Source organism: Shewanella sp. S1-49-MNA-CIBAN-0167, assembly GCF_040310145.1.
GTDB lineage: Bacteria > Pseudomonadota > Gammaproteobacteria > Enterobacterales > Shewanellaceae > Shewanella > Shewanella psychromarinicola.
Map to the genome: position 1 here is coordinate 141,839 of NZ_JBEOPO010000002.1, position 26,411 is coordinate 168,249.

Sequence of the window (26,411 nt, forward strand, 5' to 3'; positions counted from 1 at the left end):
ATCGGGATATAGATCCCAATATTTAAACATTATTATATTATGCCTGTGTAAATATCTAATATCCCATAGGAATATGTACCCTGACGCAGAATTTAACATGTTGTCAAGGTGAATCAGCTATGCAAAATGAAGCCATAAGTGCACAAGAGATCCCCGAGTCTGTCGTTGTTTCAGATACACGCTGGTCACGTCAGGATACAACCTGGATGTTGAGCTTGTTTGGCACGGCCGTCGGTGCCGGAATTTTATTTTTACCTATCAATGCGGGAATGGGTGGCTTTTGGCCATTGGTCTTAATGGTGCTAATGATTGGCCCTATGACCTATCTTGCTCACCGTGGTCTATCCCGTTTTCTATGTTCATCCGCCATTGCTGACAGTGACATCACTCAGGTAGTAGAAGAACATTTTGGTATTGGGGCGGGTAAAGCCATTACCTTACTGTATTTTTTAGCCATTTATCCCATTGTGTTAATCTATGGCGTTGGGATCACTAATACCGTCGACAGTTTCATTATTAATCAATTAGGCATATTTACCGAAGTCCCAAGAATGTTGCAGGACGGTGCGCCAGCATTAACAGATGCTGGTGTGCAGATTATCGATAAAATAAGTGCTATTCCGCGTTGGCTACTTTCGGGCATGCTGATCTTATGCATGATGTCTGTGATGGTCGCAGGTGAAAAATTTATGCTCTCTGTAACGCGGATATTAGTCTATCCCCTAGTCGCAATCCTCGCTTTCATGTCATTGTATTTAATACCAGACTGGAAGTTTGATGCTCTTATGGTTGTGCCTTCGGCCACTAATTTTCTTGGTACCGTCTGGTTAACTATTCCAGTGCTTGTGTTTGCCTTTAACCACTCGCCTGCTATCTCCCAGTTCTCGGTTTCGCTCAAAAAAGAACACGGCGCTAATGCCTCCCACAAGGCCGATGTCATACTACGCAATACGACCATCATGCTAGTGGGATTCGTGATGTTGTTCGTATTCTCCTGTGTATTGTCCTTAACACCGGTGCAATTGTTAGAAGCAAAAGCCGATAACCTACCGATCCTGTCTTATCTTGCCAACGTTCATGAAAGTGGTTTTATCAGCTATGTTGCACCTGTGATTGCTTTCATCGCCATTATTTCATCTTTCTTCGGCCACTACATGGGGGCTACCGAAGGCTTAAAAGGCATTATTACTAAGCAATTACCCAATAGCGGCAAGCCAGAAAACAGTCACAAATTGGATAAATTTATCTTAGGATTTATGTTTATTACTACTTGGGCCGTGGCGATTATCAACCCAAGTATACTTGGCATGATCGAGGCGCTTGGTGGCCCCGTTATTGCTGCTATTTTGTATATTATGCCAATGTATGCAATACATAAGGTGCCGGCTCTGAAAGCCTACCGAGGACGAGTGAGCAACATCTTCGTCGTCATTACGGGTTTATTGTCAATGACCGCCATTGTGTTCGGCTTACTGAGCTAAATGAGAATGGTGAGATAAATGAGCTAAGTGGGCTAAGTGGGCTAAGTGGGCTAAGTCCATCATACCTTCCCTTTTATTTGAGCGAATTAACCACCGCTTTTTTTTCATAAGGGAAGGTTTTACCCATAAAAGTACCGAGTCAGCAGTAGAAAAGGTCTATAACGTTTGATGTTGTGAATGCAAAAAAAACCTATCCAGTGAAACGTTTAGCATAGATGAAGTCTGTTTTGCGGAGCGCTCAATGTTAACCTTTAACCTTGAGGGGGCTCGATAAATCATTATTACGGTTGTGAACTTGTCACAAAACAAAAACTAGAAGTAGCTCAAAACCTTATTCACATTACTTTGATAGAATTGAATTAATATCACCGCCTTCGTTGAGTTAACACCACTAATGTCTTTTTATCAATCTCCCAAAAAAATATCTGCTTTTGATGCTAAGTTTGAAGCACAAAAAATAGCGTTTGCACCGGTCAGTTTTCAAGTCGCACGTTGCTTAAGTCAATTTGATTTACTCACCAAAGTTGATGAGGTTGGTGAGAAAGGTATTAGTCTAGTTCAACTTACCCAAGATTCCGAGTTGTCTGAATATGCCATTCATGTCTTGCTTGATATGGGATTAAGCATGGGCATTTTTTGGTGTAAAGATAATCATTACCGCCTCGATAAAACTGGCTATTTTTTACTCCATGATGATATGGCCGCAAAAAATCTAAACTTCATCCATGATGTTTGTTATCAAGGCTTGTTTGAGCTTGAAGATTCACTTAAGCAAGGCAAAGCAATAGGGCTTAAACACTTTGGCGATTGGGACACTATTTACCCGGGCTTAAGCCAACTACCAGAACAAACTAAAAAAAGCTGGTTTGAGTTTGATCATTACTATTCAGATCATGCTTTTGACAGCCTATTACCATTAATATTCAAGTCACAGCCGGCGCATATTATTGATGTGGGTGGCAATACCGGTAAATGGGCATTTGCCTGCACCCATTATAATAAAAACGTCCACGTCACTATTATGGATTTACCGGGGCAACTTGTTGTGGCAATGAAAAATGCACAAACACAGTTGGTTGCAGATCGCGTTCATCCCTTTGAAACAGATTTACTCGATAGCGAAAAGCCTTTTTGCCAAGAGGGTGATTTATATTGGATGAGTCAATTTTTAGATTGTTTTTCTAAACAACAAATAAGCATTATTCTTAAGCGCACTGTGGCAGCGATGAAACCTGATAGTGAACTTTGTATTTTAGAGACATATTGGGACAGGCAACCCCATGAAGCTGGTGCCTATTGTGTTAACGCAACGTCTTTGTATTTTACTGCTATTGCCAATGGAAATAGTCGGATGTACCACAGTAAAAATATGCTTAACATGATCATTGAAGCTGGACTGTATGTTGATCAAGACATCGACAACATCGGCCTGGGTCATACTTTACTGCGCTGCAAACTCAAGCCTACTTATCAATAGTGTTTAACTGAAGTTGCTATACATCTAATCAACACGTCATTTATTCTCCACATAAAAAAGCGAATGCTGGTCGGCATTCGCTTTTTTATTGCTGAACCAAGGTTAAGGTTAGTTAGGCTTGATGGTGCTTTACAGCAAAGTTATTCATAAAGTCAACCAGGGCTTGCACGCCGGCTAGCGGCATGGCGTTATAAATACTGGCACGCATACCGCCTACGTTACGATGACCTTTTAATGCCATTAATCCTACCTGCTCTGCTTGAACTAAAAACTCACTGTTTAACGCATCATTCACTAATTGGAAGGTCACGTTCATACGTGAGCGGTTATTAAGTGCGACGCCGTTTTTATAAAACGGATTATTGTCGATACAATGATACAGTAACGCCGCTTTTTGTTGGTTCAATTGAGCCATCGCACTCACACCACCATTAGCCGCTAACCAGGCAAACACTTCAGAGGCTAAATACCAAGCAAACGTTGGTGGGGTATTAAACATTGAGCCATATTCAACCGCCACGCGATAATCCATTATTGATGACTGCGGTAGGCTTGGAAGTTTAAGCATATCGTCACGCACGATCACAATCGACAAGCCTGATGGGCCAATGTTCTTTTGCGCGCCAGCATAAATGAGTCCGTATTTGCTGACATCAATTTCATGGGACATGATGGTTGATGATAAATCAGCAACGATGGGCCAAGGGCTCGTTAACTCTTCAAAAATTTCGATGCCATCAACGGTTTCGTTTGAGCAATAATGCACATAACGATAGTCTTTCTTGATTGTGCTTAAGTCGGGTAATGTTACCTGGTTAAGACCATTGATCTGTTCAACAATATTGATGCTGTCAATATGTTGCTCACCCACCAGTTTTTGCGCTTCTGTCACCGCTGACGACGACCATTGACCACTGACTAAATAAAGCGCCCGACCGTTATCACCCAAGAAGTTATTCACTACGTTAGAAAATTGGCCGCGGCCACCACCATGCATAAATAACACATGATAGTTTTTAGGGATGTTCATCAACTTGCGTAGTGTGACCTCTGCTTGCTCGGTCAGTGCAATAAACTCTTTACTGCGATGACTGATTTCCATCACGGAGACGCCTAGGCCATTCCAATCAATTAATTCCTGTTGTGCTTTTTGCATCACAGCTTGAGGTAACATGGCCGGTCCAGCACAGAAATTATAAATTGCGCTCACAAACAACTCCTTTGACAAATAATCAATATAGACAATAACAAGTTAACCGTAATAATAAGGATTTTACGGGGTGATGAATAGGCCTTTATTTACCTATTTTGATGAAATTTATTCCGTAATATAAAACGGGCGCCATTAAGGCGCCCGTTCGAGGAGAAATTGACAACAAGGGTAATAAATTACTCTTGTTCGTTTGCTCCGGTTTTGGCATCGTCTGGATCAGTTGATTCAACATCATCAGTTGATTCAGCATCGGTCACTTCAGCATCGATAACATCGCTTACTGGAATAACATTGCCTTCTTCGTCTAACAACTCTTCAGTTTGAATCTCTTCAATACGCTGTAAACCAACAACTTTCTCGTCTTCAGCTGTACGGATGATAGTCACACCTTGAGTGTTACGACCAATAATTGATACGCCTTCAGCAGGCGTTCGCACTAAGGTGCCTTTATTACTGATCAACATGATTTCGTCAAAAGTGCCAACTTGAACGGCACCGACTACTTCACCATTACGCTCGCTTACCTTAATCGATACCACACCTTTAGTGCCGCGACTCTTCGCTGGGTATTCATCCAACTCGGTACGTTTACCGTAACCGTTTTCAGTTATGGTTAAAATCGCACCGTCAACTTTAGGCACTATTAACGATACCACTTTTTGGCCCGCATCAAGCTTAATACCACGAACACCGGTTGCAGTACGGCCCATTGGGCGTAGCGCAATGATTTCTTCGCCCGTTTCAGCATCAATCTTCACTTCACCGGTTTCAGAATCACGCGCTTTCTCATTAAAGCGAACCACTTTACCTACATTAGAGAACAACATAATGTCGTTACTGCCGTCAGTAATATCGACGCCAATTAATTGATCACCGTCTTTTAGGTTTACAGCAATAATCCCGTTTGAACGTGGGTTGCTGTAAGCTGTTAATGCTGTTTTCTTAACCGTGCCATGCGCTGTTGCCATGATGATAAATTTATCATCAGCATATTCACGTACCGGCAGAATTGCCGTAATGTGCTCACCGTCAGAAAGTGGTAATAAGTTAACAATAGGACGTCCACGAGCAGTACGACTCGCTAATGGTAATTGATACACTTTTAACCAATACATTTTACCAAAGTCAGAGAAGCAGAGAATCGTGTCATGGGTGTTTGCCACCAATAACTTTTCAACAAAGTCTTCATCTTTTACTTTAGTTGCCGCTTTGCCTTTACCACCACGACGCTGTGCTTGGTAGTCAGACAAGACTTGGTATTTTGCATAACCTAAGTGAGATAAGGTCACGACAACGTCTTCTTCATTGATTAAGTCTTCAAGACTCATATCAATTTCATTAGCGTTGATAATCGTGCGACGTTCATCACCATATTGCTCAAGAATTTCTTCTAGTTCTTCTTTAATCACTTCCATCAAACGCGATGGAGTACGAAGAATGAATAACAAACCCGCAATCAGAACTAAAAGCTCTTCATATTCAGCTAGAATCTTGTCATGTTCTAGACCGGTTAAACGGTGCAGACGTAATTCAAGAATCGCTTGTGCTTGATGCTCGGTTAAATAGTACTGACCATCACGGATGCCATACTGTGGTTCTAACCATTCTGGACGCGCAGCATCATCGCCCGCTTTTTCAAGCATGCCTTGTACATTACCTAACACCCAACCTTGTGCCACTAATTTAGCTTTGGCTTCAGCCGGTGTAGGAGAGGCTTTAATTAACGCAATAATCGGATCGATGTTAGCCAGTGCAATGGCGAGTGCTTCAAGAATATGAGCACGGTCGCGGGCTTTACGCAGTTCAAATACGGTACGGCGCGTAACCACTTCACGACGGTGAAGAATAAAACACTCAAGCATTTCTTTAAGGTTAAACAACTTAGGCTGACCGTTCGTCAATGCCACCATGTTGATACCAAAAGAACACTGCATTTGTGTTTGAGAATATAAGTTGTTTAGTACAACCTCACCCACTTCACCGCGTTTGATTTCAATAACAATACGCATACCGTCTTTATCAGACTCATCGCGTAGGCCACTGATACCTTCTAATTTCTTATCTTTTACAAGCTCGGCAATTTTTTCAATCAAACGGGCTTTGTTAACTTGATATGGAATTTCATGAACAATAATACGTTCACGACCATTCTCTTCCGTTTCAATGTCAGCTTTAGAGCGCATGATAGCGCGGCCACGACCAGTGTTGTAAGCATCAATAATGCCTTTGCGACCGTTAATTGATGCTGCCGTTGGAAAATCTGGACCTGGAATGTATTCCATTAACTGTTCAATCGACAAGCTTGGATCGTCGATTAACGCCAAACAGCCTTTCACTACTTCTGTTAAGTTGTGAGGTGGAATGTTAGTGGCCATACCGACTGCAATACCAGATGAACCATTGATTAATAGGTTCGGTACGCGTGTTGGTAATACCGCAGGGATCATCTCTGTGCCGTCATAGTTAGGCACAAAATCAACGGTTTCTTTTTCAAGGTCCGCTAATAATGAATGCGCCAACTTTTGCATACGAATTTCGGTATAACGCATCGCCGCAGCAGAGTCACCATCGACCGAACCAAAGTTTCCTTGTCCGTCTACTAATGTGTAGCGTAGCGAGAACGGTTGCGCCATACGTACAATTGTATCGTATACAGCGGTATCACCATGGGGGTGATACTTACCAATTACGTCACCAACGACACGAGCGGATTTTTTATATGGTTTGTTCCAATCGTTTTTTAATTCGCTCATTGCGAACAATACCCGACGGTGAACGGGTTTTAAACCGTCACGGACGTCAGGTAATGCACGACCTACAATTACGCTCATTGCGTAATCAAGGTAAGAATTCTTAAGTTCGTCTTCGATGTTAATTGGCGAAATAGATGATGCCAGATCAGTCATAAACTGCGCGTTCCCCTAAAGTGAGCTGACAATAAAACTTAGATATTATTATCTAGCTTAAAAACGTGATTTGGCATTCTAACACAGATATTTAATGTCGCCAGAACTAAGACCTGCCAAATGCTCTATCACTATTAATAATTACAAAAAAGCTAACATTTTCAGATAATTTAGTTTATTCGTTGGCTAATATATGGCTAAATTTTAGCAAGAATAAAACGCCACTTGCTGATGCTTTAAGCACTTAAGCGCACAAAATGATAATCCACCGCACTTAAATGGATGTTTTATGAGCAAGCGTGACCGGAGAAAGCCATTGTTGACTACTATTCACCAAGGTTATCGCTATAATAGCGACCATACTTTCATTAAACACTTAGGTTAAGTTATGTCACATGCTGAACAATCGACACCCAATGTAGATCCGCTAGAGATCGCAAAATTTGAAGCCATGGCGCAAACATGGTGGGATCTCAATGGTGAGTTCAAGCCATTACACTTACTTAATCCACTGCGTTTAAACTACATTGACCAAACCGCTGACGGCATTTTCGATAAGAAAGTCTTAGATGTCGGTTGTGGTGGCGGCATTTTATCCGAAAGCATGGCGCGCCTAGGTGCCCACGTTGATGGTATTGATATGGGTACTGAGCCGCTTGAAGTGGCAAAACTGCACGCATTAGAGTCTGGCGTGTCAGTTAATTATCTTAAAACAACTGCCGAAGCACACAGCGATAGCCACCGCGAGTATTACGATGTGGTGACTTGCATGGAAATGCTCGAACATGTACCCGATCCACAATCGGTTATCCAAGCATGTTGTGACATGGTTAAACCCAATGGCTTTGTGTTTATCTCCACCATTAACCGCAATATGATGTCATACCTGCAGACCATTATCGGTGCTGAATATTTATTGAAAATGCTCCCGGTTGGCACCCACGACCACAGTAAGTTTATTCGTCCATCTGAACTAATGGCATTAGTCGATAATACCGACTTATTGTGCAAGGATGCATTAGGGATTACGTACAACCCGTTGTCAGGAGTGTTTAAGTACACTAACAGTGTTGATGTTAATTATATGATAGCCACCCAAAAAATTGATTAATCATCCTGGTGACTCTTTTCAACGTTTTAATGTATGTGAACCAGAGTAGCGTTACTTCCTGCCAATAACGCTATAAAGGTGCATACATGATTCTATTATTATTGACTCTTGTTAGGAGCTAGCCTTTGCATAAGCAAGATATAAAAGGGGTACTATTTGATTTAGACGGTACTTTAGCCGACACAGCCCCTGATTTAGTCCAAGCATTAAATCTCAGTTTGGACGAAGCCGGTTTTAATGTCCAAACGCTTGAAACGATGCGCCATGCGGCGTCACACGGCAGTTTATATTTAGTTAAAACGGCTATTCCGCACGCCGAGGAACGAGTACAAATTGCTATTCAGCAAGCACTACTTCGCTATTATGCCCAGATAAATGGCGATCACAGCCGCTTGTTCGACGACTTACCCGAACTCTTATCGCTGTTAGATTCACAAGCCATTCCTTACGGTGTGGTCACCAATAAGCCGGCTCGATTTGCCCGGCCATTAGTTGCAAAGCTGGGCTTAACCGATAAACTTAAAACCATGATCAGTGGTGATAGTACCCGTTATTCAAAACCTCATACCGCACCGATGTTTTTAGCCGCACAACAAATCGCCATTGCCCCTCAAAGTATTTTATACCTCGGAGATGCCGAACGAGATTTAGTTGCGGCCCACAATGCGAGTATGTTGGGTGGCGTTGCCTTGTGGGGATATTTGTCCGCTACTGACAAACCTGACACATGGCCTGCTGGCAGACAATTTGAACACGGTGCATCACTGAAACAATTTTTCACTGAATAAGGCGATTTTGTTGTATTTGAGTCACCGGTTAATTGGCACCATTTTGGGGTAAATAATCAATATTTTTGAATAAATGATTAGTATGCTGATCATCTCTGGTCACACGATCAAAATCAACCAAAGATCAACCTATAAACCAGCAATATTTTTTGATCGCTGTTTATTTTAGCGATCAAATCTTTCTTATTTGATGGTTTAAAAAATATCATTTATCAAAAACACTTTATAAATTTGGGCTCTAGGGTTAGTTGTCACTAACCCTACCGTTTATCCTCAAGTTATCCACAAGAAGTTAATTAAATTGTGGCTTGCAAAAATCCCCAAACCTCACTATCTTGTATCTAAGATTTTAAATAACACCATATCTTGTGTGTGACTGGCAATCAAAACACTACGCACCTGCATTACAAGGACGTAGTCGATAAGTGAATGTACTGGTATTTTACTACCATGTTGTGAGTACGTTCAGCTTGATTGTTTAACATGGAATTGTTTTGTAACTGATTCAGATCGAATCAAGTTACATGGTATCCAACAACAGATCACACGATTAGATATAGAACCAAGGCCTCTCTTCAATGAATAGCAATATGACAGTCACCAAGCGCAGCGGCGAACGTGAATCGATCGATTTAGATAAAATTCATCGCGTGATCACTTGGGCAGCCAATGGATTAAAAAACGTCTCAGTATCTGAAGTAGAACTTCGATCTCACCTGCAGTTTTTCGACGGCATTCCAACAGAAGCCATTCATGAAACGATTATAAAAGCCGCAGCTGATTTGATCTCTCCGGAGTCCCCAGATTACCAATTTTTGGCCGCGCGTTTAGCCGTATTCCATTTACGTAAAAAGGCTTTTGGTCAATTTGAGCCGCCTAAATTATATGACCATGTCACCAAGTTAGTCGAAATGGGTAAATATGATATGCATATCATGGCTGACTATAGCCGTGAAGAATTAGACATTCTTGATAGCTATATTGATCACTGGCGTGACATGAACTTCTCTTATGCCGCGGTAAAGCAACTTGAAGGTAAATACCTGGTTCAAAACCGTGTGACCCATGAGATGTATGAAAGCGCGCAGTTTTTATATATTTTAGTGGCCGCATGTTTGTTTGCGCGTTACCCAAAAGAAATCCGCTTGAAGTACATTAAAGATTTCTATGACGCGACGTCTTTGTTTAAGATTTCTCTGCCAACGCCAATCATGGCCGGTGTACGAACGCCTACTCGTCAGTTCAGCTCATGTGTATTGATTGAGTGTGATGACAGCTTGGATTCAATCAATGCTACGGCATCGTCAATCGTTAAATATGTCAGCCAACGTGCTGGTATTGGTATTAATGCCGGTCGTATTCGTGCATTAGGCAGCCCTATACGCGGCGGTGAAGCATTCCACACGGGTTGTTTACCATTTTATAAGTATTTCCAAACAGCGGTGAAGTCTTGTTCTCAAGGCGGCGTACGCGGTGGTGCAGCAACGCTGTTCTATCCGTTATGGCATCTCGAAGTTGAATCGCTATTAGTGCTGAAAAACAACCGGGGTGTTGACGACAACCGTGTACGTCATCTTGACTACGGCGTACAGTTAAACAAATTAATGTACCAACGCTTAATCAAAGGCGAAAACATTAGCTTGTTCAGCCCATCAGATGTGCCGGGTCTTTATGATGCCTTCTTTGAAGACCAAGTAGAATTTGAACGTTTATACTTGCAGTACGAACAAGACAGCAGTATCCGTAAAAAACAGATTAAAGCCGTTGAGCTGTTTTCATTGATGATGCAGGAACGAGCCTCTACAGGTCGTATCTATATTCAAAACGTCGATCACTGTAATACCCACAGCCCATTTGACTCTAAAGTGGCGCCGATTAAGCAATCTAATTTGTGTTTAGAAATTGCCTTACCGACTAAGCCGTTAACTAACATTGACGATCCAGACGGTGAAATCGCCTTATGTACCTTGTCAGCGCTTAACTTAGGCGCGATTACCGACTTATCTGAACTTGAGCCGTTAGCTGATTTAGCGGTACGTGCGTTAGATAACTTACTTGATTACCAAGATTACCCAATAAAAGCGGCTCAAACGAGCTCGATGAATCGCCGTACGCTTGGTATTGGTGTGATTAACTTTGCTAACTACTTAGCTAAAAACGGTAAAAAGTATTCCGACGGTTCAGCAAACAACCTGACCCATAAGACCTTTGAAGCTATCCAGTTCTATTTACTGAAAGCGTCAATGAACTTAGCTAAAGAAAAAGGTGCCTGTCCGTTATTTCACGAGACCACCTACTCGAAGGGTATTTTACCCATCGATACCTATAAACGTGATTTAGACAAGATTTGTGACGAACCATTACACATGGATTGGGAAGGTTTACGTAGCGACATAAAACAGTACGGTTTACGTAACTCAACCTTGTCAGCATTAATGCCGTCAGAAACCTCATCGCAAATTTCAAACGCGACCAATGGTATCGAACCACCACGTGGCTTAATCAGCGTGAAAGCCAGTAAAGATGGCCAGTTAAAGCAAGTCGTTCCAGACTTTGAGCTGCTTAAAGACAAGTACGAACTGCTGTGGAATATGCCAAACAACGATGGTTACATCCAACTTGTTGGTTTAATGCAGAAGTTTATTGACCAAGCTATTTCTGCCAACACTAATTATGACCCAAGCCGTTTTGAAGGCGGTCGTGTGCCAATGCAGACCTTGCTAAAAGACTTGTTAAGTGTGTACAAACTGGGCATTAAAACATTGTATTATCATAATACACGCGATGGTGCTTCGGATCAGTTTGACGACATTATTGCTGTCGAAGAAGAAGACGATGACTGCGCCGGCGGTGCGTGTAAAATCTAATCATCACTTTATCTCTATTTAGCGGGGGATAATCCCCGCTTTGTGAAAAATGCGTTTTCAGGACACCTAAATAATGGCTTACTCTACATTTTGTCAAACACCTAACGATGCAACCAAAGAACCTATGTTTTTCGGGCAATCAGTTAATGTGGCACGCTACGATCAACAAAAATATGAAGTCTTTGAAAAACTGATTGAAAAGCAATTAAGTTTTTTCTGGCGTCCAGAAGAAGTTGATGTCAGCCGTGACAAAATTGATTTCGGTGATTTACCTGAACACGAAAAGCACATTTTCCTGTCAAACCTGAAATATCAAACCTTACTTGACTCTATTCAAGGCCGCTCACCAAATGTGGCATTTTTGCCATTGGTATCGCTACCAGAATTAGAGACGTGGATTGAAACATGGTCGTTTTCTGAAACGATTCACTCACGCTCTTACACTCATATTATTCGTAATATTGTCAATGACCCATCCGTGGTGTTTGACGATATCGTGCAAAATGACGAAATATTGAAACGTGCCGGTGACATTGCCGCTTATTACGATGATCTGATTAAACTGACCCAGATTAATAACCTGTTAGGTGAAGGTACTCATGTTATCGACGGCGAAGAAATCACCGTTAATTCACGTATCCTGAAAAAATCACTGTATTTATGCATGATGTCGGTTAACGCCTTAGAAGCTATCCGCTTCTATGTCAGCTTTGCCTGTTCATTTGCCTTTGCTGAACGTCGTGTTATGGAAGGTAATGCCAAAATCATCCGCTTAATTGCCCGTGATGAAGCGTTACATCTCAATGGGACACAACATATTATCGCCTTGATGCAAGGCGGCAAAGACGACCCTGAAATGGCAGAGATTGCTATTGAGTGTAAGCAACAAGCTTATGACTTGTTCGTCAAAGCAGCAGAACAAGAAAAAGAGTGGGCTAAATACTTATTTAAAGACGGATCAATGATTGGCCTAAATGAACCGATCCTATGTCAGTACGTTGAATTTATTACTAACCAAAGAATGAAATCAGTACATTTGCCTCAGCCTTATGAAGAACGGTCTAACCCACTACCCTGGATGAAAAATTGGTTAGAAAGTGATGCAGTACAAGTGGCCCCACAGGAAGTAGAGGTGTCATCTTATCTTGTTGGCCAAATTGATTCTTCTGTAAATAGCGATGAGTTTTTAGATTTTGACCTATAAAAAACTTTTCAAAAAATCGCCAATTGTAAGCTTGAAAGGACAGCCGATTATTTTATTTGACGGCCAACATTCAAGCTTACTAGAAGCGCTTGAGTCGAAAAAAGTAAACGTGTTTTCAGAATGTCGTAACGGATTTTGTGGCGCATGTAAAACCACCGTAATATCTGGTGAAGTAAACTACCTATCAGAGCCTCTTGCAGAACTCAAATCCGACGAGTGTCTACCCTGCTGTTGTGTGCCTAATGGCGATTTAAACCTCAAACTCTCTACTGAGGGAGTCGAAGTCGTTGCTAAGCGACAATACGCTTCGGTAAATGACAGCCATACACTCACAACAGCATTAACCCAACAATTACAGATTAATCCCAAACGGGCCCTTGACCGTTAATCTATAAGCCCTTCAACACCCGTTATATATTCAGGGCAAAGCTTAACAACACCCGTTTACCAGACTCAATCTTAGTGACGTTATGCTCATACTTATCAGGACGAAATAAATACACCCGCCCCCATAAATTCACTATGCATTTAGCACAGCTAAACACCCCACCCACTTTAGGTTGGACTATTACGAGGTTCAGTTTGTAATAACGACCTTGTTGCACCGGATCGGTATGGGTCATCACTTGATGATGAGTATGATAGGTCACCCAATTTATCGACAACATACGGCTGCTTAAAATGGCTTTGTTAATCACGTTTGCCATATTCACTCCAATGAAAATATTTGCAACAGATTATATCGACTCAATAAAAAATTGGGGCCATATTCACCAGCTAAAATCGTCTAAGATAGACGAGGCGCTTCTGGATGCTTAGTGACAGAAATGCCATCCATCATAGGGGAAAAGGAACACGGTTAGCGTCAGAGGGATAGTGCAGAAAAGAAGACCATTATTGAATGGGTTAAATGACTAATACCTAATACCTAATTCCTAATTCCTAATTCACACTATCAATCCATAGCGACCATGAACCACTCTTAATCCCTGACGCATTAATCGCTAACGGATCAATCCTAACGAATTAATCAAATTGACTCTCCCGTCATCAACGACAATCTAACGCTTGTTAACTAATCTCAACTCGCGATAAACGATGGGATAAACGATGGGATAAATAAGCCAATATGACAATATTTGACCTATTTAACCTATTTGATAACCGTTTATATCCCGAGTTCAAGATTAACTGTTTGTCATTGTATCGCAAGAATCGTCATAACTATCCAGCTCAATAATACCTTGCAGGATCATGCCGTGATAATGGGCTTTTACCAGTTGATAATTCATGCTCGGCGCAAAAAAATAAGTCACCTCTTCAGCCCCTGTTTGCTCAACCGGTATAAGCTGTATTTCTCCCCAGGGCGCTATGGTAGCGGTTAATTTGTCTTTAACGTAGAACTGATAGGGTTCAATCGCATCAGAGGCTTGCCTTATTAGCGCAAATTGCTGTCGACCTCGAAGCACGTTTTCACGTATTTGGATCGCCAAAGTGTCCACATCTCTTAATGGTATGGTCTTTGATGCATAATTATCGATGTCCCCATCAATATCAACACGAGATTTAAGGCCATGGTTGTCAAAAGTCACTCGCATGTCTCGAGAGCGAAAACCAGTTACCTGTTGATGAAAATTATCGGTTAACCATTCGTTGCGATCAGTTGACCACGATAACTCGGTACGCTGTTGATATTGAGTGCCAATACCTAAAATGCTGGCTTTACTTTTTGAGGTGATAACGGCAGATTTACCCTGCCAGTGCTCAGTCCGAGTCATTTCTCCCATATGTAATCCACTGAGATAAATAGAATAATCAAAGCTGCGCTGACATTTTTGCTCAACGTCACTCGCCAATACGCTATTACTGTGCAGTAAACCACTTGAAAGACCGACTATTATCAGTATTCTAGTGGCCATTACACAAGCTTTGGTCGACATGCTGAGATTGCAATATCTTGTCAGCATAAGTTTTATTTGCGCCATTAATGTCATCATCAGAGAAAGCTTTTCACTTTTTGCTCTTACCTTAAAAATAGTGTTAGCTTAAAAAACTTCATTCACATTTAAGTAGAAGTTAGTTTCATTTTCACCCACCCCGACATCAAAACGTAAATTAATATTATCTTTAATTCTAAATCGAAATCCAGTGCCATAGGCCGTTAATAGCGTATCGGTTAGCTCACTGACTTTAGGTGCGACACTGCCAACAGCGCCCCAAAAGACCATGCCATAACGTTGGAACACTGGTAAGCGATATTCAACTTGCCCCATCATCATTTGCTCATCTCGGTAGCGACCTCTAATGTAACCCCGCATCGCATTAGAGCCACCCAAATCGGGTAATAAGTTCCAAGGTACGTCACCACTGGTTAGATGCCCTTGAACTTGCCAAGCGACTAAACCCGGTGTTGAACCTAAGTCTATATAGTTCGCTAATTCAATATTATAAGTAGAAAACGAATCGAATTGATCATTTTGATATAATCCCGCATCAACCTGAAATAACCACCCTTCTGTCGCGTTTAAACGGTAATCTCTTGAATCATAAATACTGGTGACGACAATGCCAGAACTAAAATTATCGGGCAGAATGGTATTTGAATCCACAGGTGCCTCTGTTGCGACTAATTCTAAACTGTCTGCACTTGTGTAAATAAAGTCAGCACCCACGCCAATAAAATAGTGGCTGGCAATTTCGGTCATCCAGCGAGGCTTAAAGCTATACAATTGTTCATTAAACTCATGATGATTGAGATCTTGATCGCCTTGTTCAATCCCTACTCCATAATAAACTGCCGCTTCATTATGCAGTTCTAAGTCAAGCAACAACCGCTGCTTGCCTTGGTTTAAAAAAGTCATATTTTCAACTTGAACGCCATAGGATTGATTTATAGAAGCAAATGAATTCAATACCAGTGATGAGGGTTGTTCTGCACTCGTTGCATTATCGGTTTTATATAACCCCACCATTAATAACCCCACGCCAAACTTTTTCTCTGGGGTGTAATAAGCCGTTGGTAAATAGCTCATATCAATGACTTTAGTGTCATCGAACTCACCATCTGCCCCAAAAACTGACAAAATGTTATCAATCCATGTTGGTTCCATGTCTTGGGGGGTGTCAAATAAAGGTTCAACAGCAAGGGCGGTGTTAGAAAAAACAAATAGTGCTAGAAGTAAGGTCCGTTTCATAAAAACTCTATTAAAATATTGAAGAATTAAGCTCGCACGATGATTTCTATGGCAAACTTTTGAATTATTGTGCTGTCCGTTAAGCCCACAGCGTTGAGTATAAAGGGTTGTTGCCGATGAAAATAATTTCAAAAAACACATTTTAAATAACAATCAATTCATCAAAGATTATCCTATCCACCACTGAATACTTACTGAATAAAAACTTAACCCTTACTGAAGAACAAGGTTATCAGATATTGAATTTAACGCTGACCGCCACACCTAGCGTTAGCCTGGACATGCAATCTACAGCAACCTTCTTTATCCGTTGATACCACTATGCTAAAGAATGCGAAAGAATATACCACATTTAGCACCCAATATTGACGATAGATCAATATCCAACAGATCCGTCTCACTTGGTAAAAAAATCAAAATTATCTATATTTAGGTGACTTGTTACAACATTTTAATCCATTAGACAAGAGTGTATAGGCTCAAATTTAGTGCAAATAAGCCTCATTTAATCTGTGACCTATCAGCAAGTAAAAATTATGCCCTTAGATATATCATCCAGCGCGCAACTAAGGTATAAAGTCGTTATGAAAACGCCTATAAGATTACAACCACTGGTTGACGATGGTCTCGTCGATGAAGTGATAAGCCAACTCATGAGTGGCAAAGAAGCTACCGTCTATATGATCCGATGTGGCGATGAGATCCGCTGCGCCAAAGTGTATAAGGAAGCCACTAAACGCAGTTTTAAAAAAGCAGCACAATATCAAGAAGGTCGAAAAACTAAAAATAGTCGTCGTGGACGAGCCATGGAAAAAGGCTCTAAATACGGCCGTGAAGAGCAAGAAAAAGCATGGCAAAATGCCGAAGTGGACGCGTTATACAAATGCGCCGCCGCTAAAATTAGAGTACCAGTGCCTTATGGTTGCTTTGATGGGGTGTTATTGATGGAGTTGATCACCAACGTCCACGGTGATGTTGCCCCTCGATTAAATGACATTACCCAGATGAGTGCAGAGCAAGCACAAACGCAACATCGCATCATGATGGGCTATGTTGTGCGGATGTTATGTGCAGGCATTGTCCATGGGGATTTATCCGAATTCAATGTACTGGTCGACAAGAATGGGCCGGTGATCATTGATCTGCCCCAAGCAGTTGATGCATCGGCAAACAATAATGCCAAAGCCATGTTATTCCGTGATGTGAATAATATGACCGACTACTATTCACAATTTGCTCCAGAATTAGCCATAACCAAATATGCTAAAGAAATGTGGGCTTTGTATGAACAAGGTGAATTAACACCTGAGACGCCATTAACCGGTGAGTTTGAAGATGATACAACCGCAGCCGATGTTGACTCTGTTTTAGAAGAAATTAACGCCGCATTTGAAGAAGCCCAAGAAAGGCGCGAGCGCTTGAACGAAGCACAAAGCGACGAGTATTAACCTAAGCGTTTACTCACGATAGTCTCATCAGATAATGCTGGTGGCTCGTTAACAATACCAAGCCTGACTTAACTAAAGCTCAGGCTTTTTATTACCCGTTTGAAACACCATATCAAGGCCAACGTTATCCCAAGGTCAGTCATTATTTAATCTTAACTCGGGATAGCGATGGGATAAATGATGACATTCGAATAATAACGGCCATAGTGAAATATATTGATCACTCTTTCGCTGGTACTAGCTTACTTTTAAACACCCCATAAAAGGCAATACAGGCACCCGCAAGACCTAAAAATGAGCATACTAAGCGATAGTCACTGTTGTCGAGAAAGAAGTTAGCCACACTGAAGATCAACAAAATGGCTAAGCCAACATTTTTGGTCATCATCATTTTAGGTTCAAACATTAGCCATTGTTCACATTTAGGGCATTGTGTTTCAACACCATGCTTGCCTTTTCGTACTTGTTTAAGTGCTTTTCGAGCAAATACAGCCTGACAACTAGGACATTCCATTCTACATCACCTTTCATAATTTTTAATCAATATAATACAATGTATTAACTCAACATTAAAGTTTCTCATTCCACGCCTGTACAGCAAAGTAAAGCAAAGGTCATTAACAATTCAACTATTTGGAACGTTCGTTCAAGATAGCCATTGAACGAATGATATAGTTAGTTTATAGTTTAGGGAATGCAGCACATTGTGAGCGGGCTAACCCGCCTGAGATGTGTATATTATCGACTAGTATATCAAATTCACTGAGCTTGATCGCTTAACTCAACACACAAATGGAGCACTGAATATGCATAAAATGATTGGATTTGATGTTTATGGCACATTAGTGGATCCGGTGGATATGGGTCAACATCTGCAGGAATTGATTGGCGATAAGGCACAAGAATTTGGTCAACTCTGGCACGATAAAAAAGTCGAATATGCATTTCGCCGCGGCTTAATGCAGCAATATGAAGATTTCGGTGTCTGTACCCATCAGGCATTGCAATATTGCTTGTCGGTTTTCAATGTCACACTATCTGCCCGTGCGCAACAGGAATTACTGGCAAAATTTAGTCAACTAACCGCCTTTGAAGACGTTATTCCTGGACTCGCACTACTGCGAAATCAAGGCCATACCCTGGCCGCATTTTCAAATGGCCCTGAAGTCGCGGTTCGTACGTTAATGCAAAATTCAGGTGTATTACCTCAATTACATGACGTCATCAGCGTTGACGACATACACACCTTTAAACCTGACCCTGCCGTTTACCATTATTTAATGACTCGCACACAATCCGAACCACATCATTGTTGGATGGTGTCCAGTAATCCATGGGATGTTATCGGTGCAAAAGCGGCAGGACTAAAAACGGCTTGGATCCAACGCGACAGTAAAAAAGTATTTGATCCCTGGGGCATCGAACCTGACTTAACCGTAACCAATTTAATTGAATTAAGTGAACAGCTCTATGCAATAAATGACTGAGATGCTGCATTAAAAAATAAAAGCATAACTCATAAGAGTTGATGCTAATACAATCAATCTAGACACGCTACACTAACAATCTTGTGCTAAGCGCATTTTAACTTTGTATCAGTAACCTTAGACAGGTTGCCACGAGGAAATTTTATGAGTAATGAATACACCCCACCTAACGTTTGGGTAAATAATACCAATGGTGGTAACAAGTGGGCAAACATCAATAGCCCTGAATCGGGTGCAAGATCGGATAAAGTACTACCAATAGGTAAGCATTCTTTACAGCTTTATTCCCTTGGCACACCAAACGGACAAAAAGTGACGATTCTTTTAGAAGAACTGCTTGCTTTAGGTATTAAAGAAGCGGAATACGATGCTTATCTCATTAATATTGGCGAAAGTGATCAGTTTTCGTCTGGGTTTGTTGATGTAAATCCAAACTCAAAAATTCCTGCCTTATTAGATAAATCAGCTGATGAAGACCTTAACGTATTTGAATCTGCTTCAATTCTGGTTCATTTAGCAGAAAAATTTGACCAGTTCCTGCCTAAAGATGGCAAAGCAAGAACCCAAACATTTAACTGGTTATTCTGGGCGCAAGGCTCGGCCCCTTTCCTCGGTGGCGGGTTTGGTCACTTTTACGCTTATGCCGATGAAAAACAGGAATACCCTATAAACCGTTTTGCCATGGAAGTTAAGCGCCAATTAGATGTGTTGGATAAGCAACTGGCAAAAAACACCTTTATTGCTGGTGAAGAATATAGCATTGCAGATATCGCTATTTGGCCGTGGTATGGCAATTTAGTCTTGGGTAATTTATACAGCGCCGCCGAGTTTTTAGACGTCGCCAGCTACAAGAATGTCATGCGCTGGGCCAGTGAGATATTAGCGCGCCCAGCAGTGCAACGTGGCAAAATGGTTAACACAACATGGGGCGAACCATGGGAAATGTTACCTGAACGCCACAGTGCAGCAGACATTGATGCAGTATTGGCCTTAAAACCTTAAGCACTGATGCGACTAAGCGACTAAGCGACTAAGCGATTGCTGATTAATCAAAATAGTGATCAATATTTCAATCATGTCGATAGTCAAATGATGTAACAAGATCACTCATCAGTTGCTCAGATTAGTATTGTCATTGTCATCATCAGTAGGCTAGTCGCCATTAGACTTGGCCAATGTAAACATTAAAAAAGCCTTCTGAATAATAGAAGGCTTTTTAGTTTATGCTATCGTGTTCTGAAATGGATTACGCCATTCTAACGGCACATCCAATCTGGTTTAAATACTCATCGCAAGCTCTGCGCCTTGGCGTATTGCGCGTTTAGCATCTAATTCAGCAGCAACATCGACCCCACCAATTAAATGCACAGGTAATCCACTGGCTTTCATTTCATCAACCAGACTGAGGTTAGACATTTGTCCTGCACACAACACAACATTATCGACAGCCAGAATTTCAGATTGTTCGCCGATGGTAATGTGTAGCCCTTGCTCGTCGAACTTTTCGTAGTTGACGCCTGTTTTCATATGAACTTGATGCTGTTTTAACACATTGCGATGGATCCAACCGGTTGTTTTACCTAATCCTTTACCCATTTTAGTTGTTTTACGTTGCAATAAATACACTTCACGGCCAGGGACATGCTCGGCTTTTTCAGTTAACCCGCCAGCATGCTGATAGGTTTTATCAATGCCCCATTGTTTTAACCATTTATCAGGTTGCAAGGTACTCGATTCTAATTCACATAAGAAATGCGCTATATCAAAACCTATGCCGCCAGCACCAATTAACGCCACTTTTTTACCAATTTCAACTTGGCCAGTTAATACTTGTTGATAATCGACCACTTTAGGGTTATCGAAACCCGGTAATGTCAAAGCTCGTGGCACCACACCAGAGGCAATGACAATTTCATCAAATTTTTCAGTCGCTAATACCGCTGCATCTAATTTGGTGTTTAAGCGTAACTCAACGTTATGCAGCTTAATTTGATTGACAAAATAACGAATGGTTTCGTTAAACTCTTCTTTACCCGGGATTTTACGCGCTAAGTTAAACTGACCGCCGACTTCAGATTTGGCTTCAAACAATACCACTTCATGACCACGAGATGCTGCATAGACAGAGAAAGCCATCCCTGCAGGGCCCGCACCCATCACAGCGATTCGTTTCTTATTGGCTGTGGGGGTAAAATTAATTTCGGTTTCATAGCAGGCTCGAGGATTCACTAAGCAGGTTGCCCGTTTCATCGAAAAAGTATGGTCCAAACACGCCTGGTTACACCCAATGCAAGTGTTAATCAATTCTGGCGTATTAGCTGCCGCTTTATTGACAAAGTCAGCATCAGCTAAAAATGGACGCGCCATCGACACCATATCAGCTTGACCAGATGCAATAATCGCCTCGCCTATTTCTGGAGTATTAATCCGGTTTGTGGCAATTAATGGTACCTTTACTTCAGCTTTGAGTTTTTCAGTCACCCAAGAAAATGCACCACGGGGCACATTAGTCGAAATCGTTGGTACACGCGCTTCATGCCAACCAATACCGGTATTAATAATACTAACACCCGCTTGTTCAAGCGATTTGGCTAGCTGAACCACTTCGTCCCACGTTGAGCCATTGTCGACTAAGTCGAGCATCGATAAGCGGAACACAATAATAAAATCACTGCCGACCTTCTGACGAATAGCGTTAACTATTTCAATTGGGAATTTAACCCGGTTCTCATAGCTTCCGCCCCATTCATCGGTGCGTTTATTGGTGCGAGAACTGATAAATTGGTTGATCAAATACCCTTCTGACCCCATCACTTCAACGCCATCATAGCCAGCTTTTTTAGCTAAAGCGGCGCTGGTTGCATAATCTTTAACAGTAGAACGTACTTGACGAGCAGACATAGCTGAAGGGGTAAACGGCGTGATCGGCGATTTTACTTTGCTCGGTGCTAAGCTAAAAGGATGATAGCTATAACGGCCAGCATGCAATATTTGCATACAAATTTTCCCGCCAGCCTCATGCACAGCATCGGTAACAATTTTATGTTTACCCACTTGCCAAGAAAAGCTTAATTGACAGGCATGTGGTGCTAAACGTCCACGTAAATTAGGCGCAATACCACCAGTGACAATTAAGCCTACGCCACCTTGAGCACGTTCTTTATAAAACGCTGCCAGTTTCTCAAATCCGCCTTTTTCTTCTTCTAACCCCGTGTGCATTGAGCCCATCAACACGCGGTTTTTCAGCTGTGTAAAGCCGAGATCTAAAGGTTCTAATAAGTGTGGAAACGACATTCAAACATCCTTTTTAAACAAGTGATTTAATCCAGCATACCCCGACAGTAAATTTTGCTCAATCATTTAAACGATTGTTTGATAAAAACCTTTACAATTCAATTTCACATTTATATTGATTTTCAGTTAGGATGATGACATTAGACTGATAAAGGAGTGGCAAATGTCCGCTAAACCCTCGTTTTTAAAAAGGATGTTTTTACTGTTATGGAATACAGTAAATGGTATCCGTAAGTTAATCATCAACGTTATATTTTTTGGTTTGTTGGCCGTAATAGCCGTCGCGATACTCAACAGTGAAGATGACATTATCATCGAAGATCAATCAGCCTTAGTGTTGAATTTGTCTGGGAGCATAGTGGATCAAAAACATTATGTAGATCCCATTGAAATGGCATTTAGCCAAGGGCAAGCTAATGATCCAGAAGGTGAAATTTTATTAGCGGATCTACTTTATACTATTAATAACGCCACTGAAGATGCCCGAATCAACAGTATCGTATTAGATTTAGGAAATCTTCAAGATGCCGGGATCAGTAAAATGACCGCCATTGGTAACGCATTAAAGCAATTTAAAGCCGCCAATAAATCGGTTATTGCCATGGCTAATGGTTATGATCAAAACCAATATTTTTTAGCCAGTTTTGCAGACAAAATTTACCTTAATAACCAAGGTATGGTGTCGCTAGATGGCTTGAGTCGTTACCGCTTATATTACAAATCGGCACTGGAAAAACTGAAAATCACCACTCACGTATTTCGAGTGGGTACGTTTAAATCTGCCGTAGAACCTTTTATTCGTGACGATATGTCCGATGCAGATAAAGTAGCCAGTAAAGTATTGTTAAACGATATTTGGCAAAGCTACTCAACTATTGTTGCCAGCAACCGTCAAATAGGCCCAGATCAATTAGTGTTAGGCACAGATGAGTACCTCGCTGAGCTGGATAAAGCGCAAGGTGATAGTGCCCAAATGGCGGTAAACATGAAATGGGTTGACGAGCTTGTTTCTGCTGATGCGTTCCGTGTCGCCATGATAGAAAGGGTTGGCAGTGATAAGGAAGGTAAAAACTTTAAACAAATTAGTTATAATAATTACCGTTCGTTAACCGCACCGACACCTAAGTTTGTTAAAAATGATTCCATTGCCATTATTGTTGCAAAAGGCACTATTCTTAACGGTAAACAACCTGCTGGACAAATTGGTGGCGAAAGCACCTCCAAACTCCTTATGCGAGCACGCTTTGACGATAAAGTAAAAGCCGTGGTACTTAGGGTTGATAGCCCTGGTGGTAGTGCATTTGCATCAGAGCAAATCCGTCAAGAAGTGTTAGCGCTAAAAGCGGCAGGTAAACCTGTTGTGGTTAGCATGGGTAGCCTTGCTGCATCAGGCGGGTATTGGATATCAGCCAGTGCCGACTATATTGTCGCAACACCGACAACCCTTACAGGTTCAATTGGTATTTTTGGTATGTTTGCCACATTTGAGCAAGCACTTAATCATATTGGTGTCACCTCTGACGGTGTTGCAACATCTGATTGGGCTGGATTATCGCCGGTTCGTGAATTAAGCCCAAAAGTGGCTACCGTAATACAACGTCATATCGAACGGGGTTATCATGAGTTTATTTCTCTGGTGGCTAAAGAGCGTCATATGACGCTAGAGCAAGTAGACAACATTGCTCAAGGCCGAGTATGGACGGGAAAACGTGCATTAACGCTAGGACTAGTTGATGAGCTCGGAGACATGGAGCTGGCGTTAGCTAAAGCGGCTGATTTAGCTAAAATGGACAAGTTCGACGTTAAAGTGATCGAGCAAGAGCTTAGCGCTGAACAGCAAATTATGCAGCAAATTATGGGGGCAAGTGCCGCTTACGTGCCTGATAGTGTCCGTCAAACCAGTGTCGTCGAGCAATTTATTAAACATTGGGCCGGCGCATTTGAAACATTATCAATGTTTGATGACCCTAATCATGTCTATATGTATTGCGAAAACTGTAATTACTAATCAATTAGTAATCAATTAGTAATCAATTATATGAACGCAATATGAAGATTATTCAAAAAAAGCCTGCTTAGCAGGCTTTTTTATTGGGGATCGATAAATAAACTCGTATAATTTACACAATCTACAATAGTTGTTTAATAAGAGTCCTATATTTATGACAAATCGTTCGATTTACGTAGCCTATACAGGCGGTACTATTGGGATGCAAAAAACAGCCAATGGTTTTGCGCCAGTGGCAGGATTCTTGACTGATTGCGTTCAGTCAATGCCCGAGTTTTATCATGATGAAATGCCCCACTTTGTCATTCATGAATACAGCCCTTTGATTGACTCGTCCAACATGGCGCCACCTGATTGGCAATTGATTGCGAACGACATTCAAGCCAACTATGACAAGTACGATGGTTTTGTGATTTTACATGGTACAGACACCATGGCTTATACCGCTTCTGCGCTATCATTTATGTTGCAAGGTCTATCAAAACCGGTGATCGTAACGGGTTCACAGATCCCCCTTGCACAATTACGATCTGACGGTCAAACCAATCTGCTCAATTCGTTGTATATAGCAGCGAATTACCCTGTAGCTGAAGTATGTTTGTTCTTTAATAACAAGTTGTTTCGCGGTAATCGCTCAACTAAGGCTCATGCCGATGGCTTTGATGCATTTGCATCACCTAACTTCCCGATGCTACTTGAAGCGGGAATTAAAATTAATCTTAAAGCAGGTAAAATCACTAAGCCAACGGGCGCTCCTTTAGAGGTTGTCACTATCAGCCCTCAACCCGTGGGTGTGGTCACGCTTTACCCTGGTATCTCAACTGATATTTTTAATAATATTTTACAGCAACCAGTAAAAGCACTGATCTTATTAACTTTTGGTGTCGGTAATGCACCACAAGATAAAAAATTACTTGAAACCCTTAAACAAGCTGACGAACGCGGGATTGTATTGGTGAATTTAACCCAGTGTTTCCAAGGCAAAGTCAATATGGCCGGCTATGCTACTGGCAATGCGTTAGCGCAAGCAGGGGTGATCGGCGGTGCCGATATGACGGTTGAAGCGGCATTGGCAAAACTGCATTATTTGTTGTCCATTGGATTAACCTCAGCGCAAATCAAACAACGTATGCAGCAAAATTTAATTGGTGAACTGACGATTGACTAGTTAACGTTTTTATAGCTAACGTTGTGAATTGCGAAACGATGTAATCGCTAAACAAAAGATAAAAATGCGGGCTAATTAGCTCGCATTTTTTATGCTTTAATTTGATTAATATCGATTAATCAGCATGGGATTATAAATCAGCGGCTTTAAACTCGGCAATGGGATCACCTTTAAACTGTCTTTTCAGCTCTGATTTGGATAACTCATTAATATTACCACCAGCTGCGATAGTAAAATGTTCAGTTTGCTGAAGCTTACGCGCTTGGTATAACATCACCACTTGTAAAGTCGACTCACGCTGTTGCTCAGTTAATACCGTGCCATCATCCCACTTACCTAGCTCGGTTGCAGACAACATGCGCAGGTAGACTTCTTCAGGCATTTCATCAATGACTTTATTGATATCATTCATACTGATTTCCGTTTATGTAATACAATTCTGACCCGGGTAACAAGATACCCCGAAAAGCCAACTACAAAGCTTGCAATCGCGATATAAGAAGTTACCCCTTGTGCGGGCTCTCCTCCCCAAAACCACACGACAACCCCCGCAATAAATAATGTCAAAAAAATAAAACTGTGGGTCATTAAGCTGTTTGACCGCTCAATGTGACTGATAACGGTTAAAGACTCAGTATTACCACTCAAGTCAGTTTTGCAATGCTGGCATTGCTTAGCCTTACTCGAAATACGTTTTTGACATTTGGGGCATGCAATTAACGCCATAATTCACTTTACCTGTTCGATCATTTACAGCTAATATTA

21 protein-coding genes are annotated in these 26,411 nt (G+C 41.5%); 12 read left to right on the plus strand and 9 right to left on the minus strand.

All coding sequences use genetic code 11. The features are described from left to right. Positions 1–119: 119 nt before the first annotated feature. Together AAEZ00_RS01700 and AAEZ00_RS01705 are read left to right on the plus strand one after the other, a co-directional pair. Positions 120–1,481 (plus strand): aromatic amino acid transport family protein, encoded by a 1,362-nt coding sequence (locus AAEZ00_RS01700; protein ID WP_351088158.1) that lies wholly within the window; start codon positions 120–122, stop codon positions 1,479–1,481. 394 nt (positions 1,482–1,875) lie between these two features. Further along, positions 1,876–2,958: a methyltransferase gene (locus AAEZ00_RS01705; RefSeq protein ID WP_351088160.1), complete on the plus strand. Its 1,083-nt coding sequence runs from the start codon at positions 1,876–1,878 to the stop codon at positions 2,956–2,958. A 112-nt stretch (positions 2,959–3,070) separates the two neighbouring features. Here AAEZ00_RS01705 and serC read toward each other — a convergent pair whose 3' ends face one another. Next, a complete protein-coding gene (gene serC, locus AAEZ00_RS01710; RefSeq protein ID WP_101031206.1) occupies positions 3,071–4,168 on the minus strand; it encodes a 3-phosphoserine/phosphohydroxythreonine transaminase in 1,098 nt (365 codons plus the stop codon). A 179-nt stretch (positions 4,169–4,347) separates the two neighbouring features. Beyond that, positions 4,348–7,077 carry a DNA gyrase subunit A gene (gyrA, locus tag AAEZ00_RS01715; protein ID WP_101031204.1) on the minus strand — a complete coding sequence of 910 codons (2,730 nt, stop codon included), beginning with the start codon at positions 7,075–7,077 and terminating at the stop codon, positions 4,348–4,350. A 388-nt stretch (positions 7,078–7,465) separates the two neighbouring features. On the opposite strand from gyrA, the gene ubiG reads away from it, so the two are divergent. From ubiG to yfaE, 5 genes are all read left to right on the plus strand, one after another. Next, positions 7,466–8,188 carry a bifunctional 2-polyprenyl-6-hydroxyphenol methylase/3-demethylubiquinol 3-O-methyltransferase UbiG gene (ubiG, locus tag AAEZ00_RS01720; RefSeq protein WP_101031202.1) on the plus strand — a complete coding sequence of 241 codons (723 nt, stop codon included), beginning with the start codon at positions 7,466–7,468 and terminating at the stop codon, positions 8,186–8,188. Positions 8,189–8,313: 125 nt separating this feature from the next. Then, a complete protein-coding gene (locus tag AAEZ00_RS01725; RefSeq protein WP_101031200.1) occupies positions 8,314–8,976 on the plus strand; it encodes an HAD family hydrolase in 663 nt (220 codons plus the stop codon). A gap of 578 nt (positions 8,977–9,554) precedes the next feature. After that, positions 9,555–11,843 carry a class 1a ribonucleoside-diphosphate reductase subunit alpha gene (gene nrdA, locus AAEZ00_RS01730; protein WP_101031198.1) on the plus strand — a complete coding sequence of 763 codons (2,289 nt, stop codon included), beginning with the start codon at positions 9,555–9,557 and terminating at the stop codon, positions 11,841–11,843. A 73-nt stretch (positions 11,844–11,916) separates the two neighbouring features. Further along, the gene (gene nrdB / locus AAEZ00_RS01735; protein ID WP_101031196.1) at positions 11,917–13,047 is read left to right on the plus strand and encodes a class Ia ribonucleoside-diphosphate reductase subunit beta; all 1,131 of its coding nucleotides are present in this window, start codon (positions 11,917–11,919) and stop codon (positions 13,045–13,047) included. After that, positions 13,037–13,435 (plus strand): class I ribonucleotide reductase maintenance protein YfaE, encoded by a 399-nt coding sequence (gene yfaE / locus AAEZ00_RS01740; RefSeq protein WP_101031194.1) that lies wholly within the window; start codon positions 13,037–13,039, stop codon positions 13,433–13,435. The genes nrdB and yfaE overlap by 11 nt, the downstream gene beginning before the upstream one ends. A 22-nt stretch (positions 13,436–13,457) precedes the next feature. Here yfaE and AAEZ00_RS01745 read toward each other — a convergent pair whose 3' ends face one another. The 3 genes from AAEZ00_RS01745 to AAEZ00_RS01755 form a co-directional block, all read right to left on the minus strand. Further along, on the minus strand, positions 13,458–13,754 hold the full coding sequence (locus tag AAEZ00_RS01745; protein WP_101031192.1) for a hypothetical protein: 297 nt from the start codon (positions 13,752–13,754) through the stop codon (positions 13,458–13,460). A 480-nt stretch (positions 13,755–14,234) separates the two neighbouring features. Then, positions 14,235–14,966: a hypothetical protein gene (locus AAEZ00_RS01750; RefSeq protein ID WP_232772029.1), complete on the minus strand. Its 732-nt coding sequence runs from the start codon at positions 14,964–14,966 to the stop codon at positions 14,235–14,237. A gap of 126 nt (positions 14,967–15,092) precedes the next feature. Further along, positions 15,093–16,241 (minus strand): BamA/TamA family outer membrane protein, encoded by a 1,149-nt coding sequence (locus AAEZ00_RS01755; RefSeq protein WP_101031190.1) that lies wholly within the window; start codon positions 16,239–16,241, stop codon positions 15,093–15,095. Positions 16,242–16,825: 584 nt separating this feature from the next. On the opposite strand from AAEZ00_RS01755, the gene AAEZ00_RS01760 reads away from it, so the two are divergent. Then, on the plus strand, positions 16,826–17,689 hold the full coding sequence (locus AAEZ00_RS01760) for a PA4780 family RIO1-like protein kinase (protein ID WP_101031189.1): 864 nt from the start codon (positions 16,826–16,828) through the stop codon (positions 17,687–17,689). Positions 17,690–17,909: 220 nt separating this feature from the next. Here the strand turns inward: AAEZ00_RS01760 and AAEZ00_RS01765 are convergent, their stop codons facing one another. Continuing rightward, positions 17,910–18,203 carry a hypothetical protein gene (locus AAEZ00_RS01765; protein WP_101031187.1) on the minus strand — a complete coding sequence of 98 codons (294 nt, stop codon included), beginning with the start codon at positions 18,201–18,203 and terminating at the stop codon, positions 17,910–17,912. Between the two features lie 292 nt (positions 18,204–18,495). Between AAEZ00_RS01765 and AAEZ00_RS01770 the strand changes: the two genes are divergently transcribed. Then, positions 18,496–19,176, plus strand: coding sequence for a haloacid dehalogenase type II (locus AAEZ00_RS01770; RefSeq protein ID WP_351088163.1), 681 nt, complete (start codon positions 18,496–18,498; stop codon positions 19,174–19,176). A 144-nt stretch (positions 19,177–19,320) separates the two neighbouring features. Next, entirely contained in the window at positions 19,321–20,178 is an 858-nt protein-coding gene (yghU, locus tag AAEZ00_RS01775) for a glutathione-dependent disulfide-bond oxidoreductase (RefSeq protein WP_351088164.1), read from the plus strand. Positions 20,179–20,454: 276 nt separating this feature from the next. Here the strand turns inward: yghU and AAEZ00_RS01780 are convergent, their stop codons facing one another. Then, entirely contained in the window at positions 20,455–22,470 is a 2,016-nt protein-coding gene (locus AAEZ00_RS01780; protein WP_335686538.1) for an oxidoreductase, read from the minus strand. Between the two features lie 163 nt (positions 22,471–22,633). Here AAEZ00_RS01780 and sppA point away from each other — a divergent pair, with 163 nt between their 5' ends. Together sppA and ansA are read left to right on the plus strand one after the other, a co-directional pair. Next, a complete protein-coding gene (gene sppA, locus AAEZ00_RS01785) occupies positions 22,634–24,478 on the plus strand; it encodes a signal peptide peptidase SppA (protein ID WP_124013079.1) in 1,845 nt (614 codons plus the stop codon). 154 nt (positions 24,479–24,632) lie between these two features. Next, a complete protein-coding gene (gene ansA / locus AAEZ00_RS01790; protein ID WP_101031178.1) occupies positions 24,633–25,646 on the plus strand; it encodes an asparaginase in 1,014 nt (337 codons plus the stop codon). A 130-nt stretch (positions 25,647–25,776) separates the two neighbouring features. On the opposite strand, the gene AAEZ00_RS01795 is transcribed toward ansA, so the two are convergent. Both AAEZ00_RS01795 and AAEZ00_RS01800 read right to left on the minus strand, forming a co-directional pair. After that, positions 25,777–26,058 (minus strand): YeaC family protein, encoded by a 282-nt coding sequence (locus tag AAEZ00_RS01795; protein ID WP_101031176.1) that lies wholly within the window; start codon positions 26,056–26,058, stop codon positions 25,777–25,779. Next, positions 26,055–26,372 carry a zinc ribbon domain-containing protein gene (locus tag AAEZ00_RS01800; protein WP_124013078.1) on the minus strand — a complete coding sequence of 106 codons (318 nt, stop codon included), beginning with the start codon at positions 26,370–26,372 and terminating at the stop codon, positions 26,055–26,057. The genes AAEZ00_RS01795 and AAEZ00_RS01800 overlap by 4 nt, the downstream gene beginning before the upstream one ends. Positions 26,373–26,411: the final 39 nt, after the last annotated feature.

What these genes read in the sequence shown, in the direction of transcription:
- AAEZ00_RS01750 (WP_232772029.1), bottom strand. Translation starts at nt 14,966, where the DNA reads ATGGCCACTAGAATACTGATAATAGTCGGTCTTTCAAGTGGTTTACTG.
- AAEZ00_RS01770 (WP_351088163.1), top strand. Translation starts at nt 18,496, where the DNA reads ATGCATAAAATGATTGGATTTGATGTTTATGGCACATTAGTGGATCCG.
- AAEZ00_RS01795 (WP_101031176.1), bottom strand. Translation starts at nt 26,058, where the DNA reads ATGAATGATATCAATAAAGTCATTGATGAAATGCCTGAAGAAGTCTAC.
- ansA (WP_101031178.1), top strand. Translation starts at nt 24,633, where the DNA reads ATGACAAATCGTTCGATTTACGTAGCCTATACAGGCGGTACTATTGGG.
- AAEZ00_RS01745 (WP_101031192.1), bottom strand. Translation starts at nt 13,754, where the DNA reads ATGGCAAACGTGATTAACAAAGCCATTTTAAGCAGCCGTATGTTGTCG.
- sppA (WP_124013079.1), top strand. Translation starts at nt 22,634, where the DNA reads ATGTCCGCTAAACCCTCGTTTTTAAAAAGGATGTTTTTACTGTTATGG.
- AAEZ00_RS01765 (WP_101031187.1), bottom strand. Translation starts at nt 18,203, where the DNA reads ATGGAATGTCCTAGTTGTCAGGCTGTATTTGCTCGAAAAGCACTTAAA.
- AAEZ00_RS01705 (WP_351088160.1), top strand. Translation starts at nt 1,876, where the DNA reads ATGTCTTTTTATCAATCTCCCAAAAAAATATCTGCTTTTGATGCTAAG.
- nrdB (WP_101031196.1), top strand. Translation starts at nt 11,917, where the DNA reads ATGGCTTACTCTACATTTTGTCAAACACCTAACGATGCAACCAAAGAA.
- nrdA (WP_101031198.1), top strand. Translation starts at nt 9,555, where the DNA reads ATGAATAGCAATATGACAGTCACCAAGCGCAGCGGCGAACGTGAATCG.
- ubiG (WP_101031202.1), top strand. Translation starts at nt 7,466, where the DNA reads ATGTCACATGCTGAACAATCGACACCCAATGTAGATCCGCTAGAGATC.
- AAEZ00_RS01755 (WP_101031190.1), bottom strand. Translation starts at nt 16,241, where the DNA reads ATGAAACGGACCTTACTTCTAGCACTATTTGTTTTTTCTAACACCGCC.
- gyrA (WP_101031204.1), bottom strand. Translation starts at nt 7,077, where the DNA reads ATGACTGATCTGGCATCATCTATTTCGCCAATTAACATCGAAGACGAA.
- AAEZ00_RS01780 (WP_335686538.1), bottom strand. Translation starts at nt 22,470, where the DNA reads ATGTCGTTTCCACACTTATTAGAACCTTTAGATCTCGGCTTTACACAG.
- AAEZ00_RS01800 (WP_124013078.1), bottom strand. Translation starts at nt 26,372, where the DNA reads ATGGCGTTAATTGCATGCCCCAAATGTCAAAAACGTATTTCGAGTAAG.
- AAEZ00_RS01700 (WP_351088158.1), top strand. Translation starts at nt 120, where the DNA reads ATGCAAAATGAAGCCATAAGTGCACAAGAGATCCCCGAGTCTGTCGTT.
- yghU (WP_351088164.1), top strand. Translation starts at nt 19,321, where the DNA reads ATGAGTAATGAATACACCCCACCTAACGTTTGGGTAAATAATACCAAT.
- AAEZ00_RS01760 (WP_101031189.1), top strand. Translation starts at nt 16,826, where the DNA reads ATGAAAACGCCTATAAGATTACAACCACTGGTTGACGATGGTCTCGTC.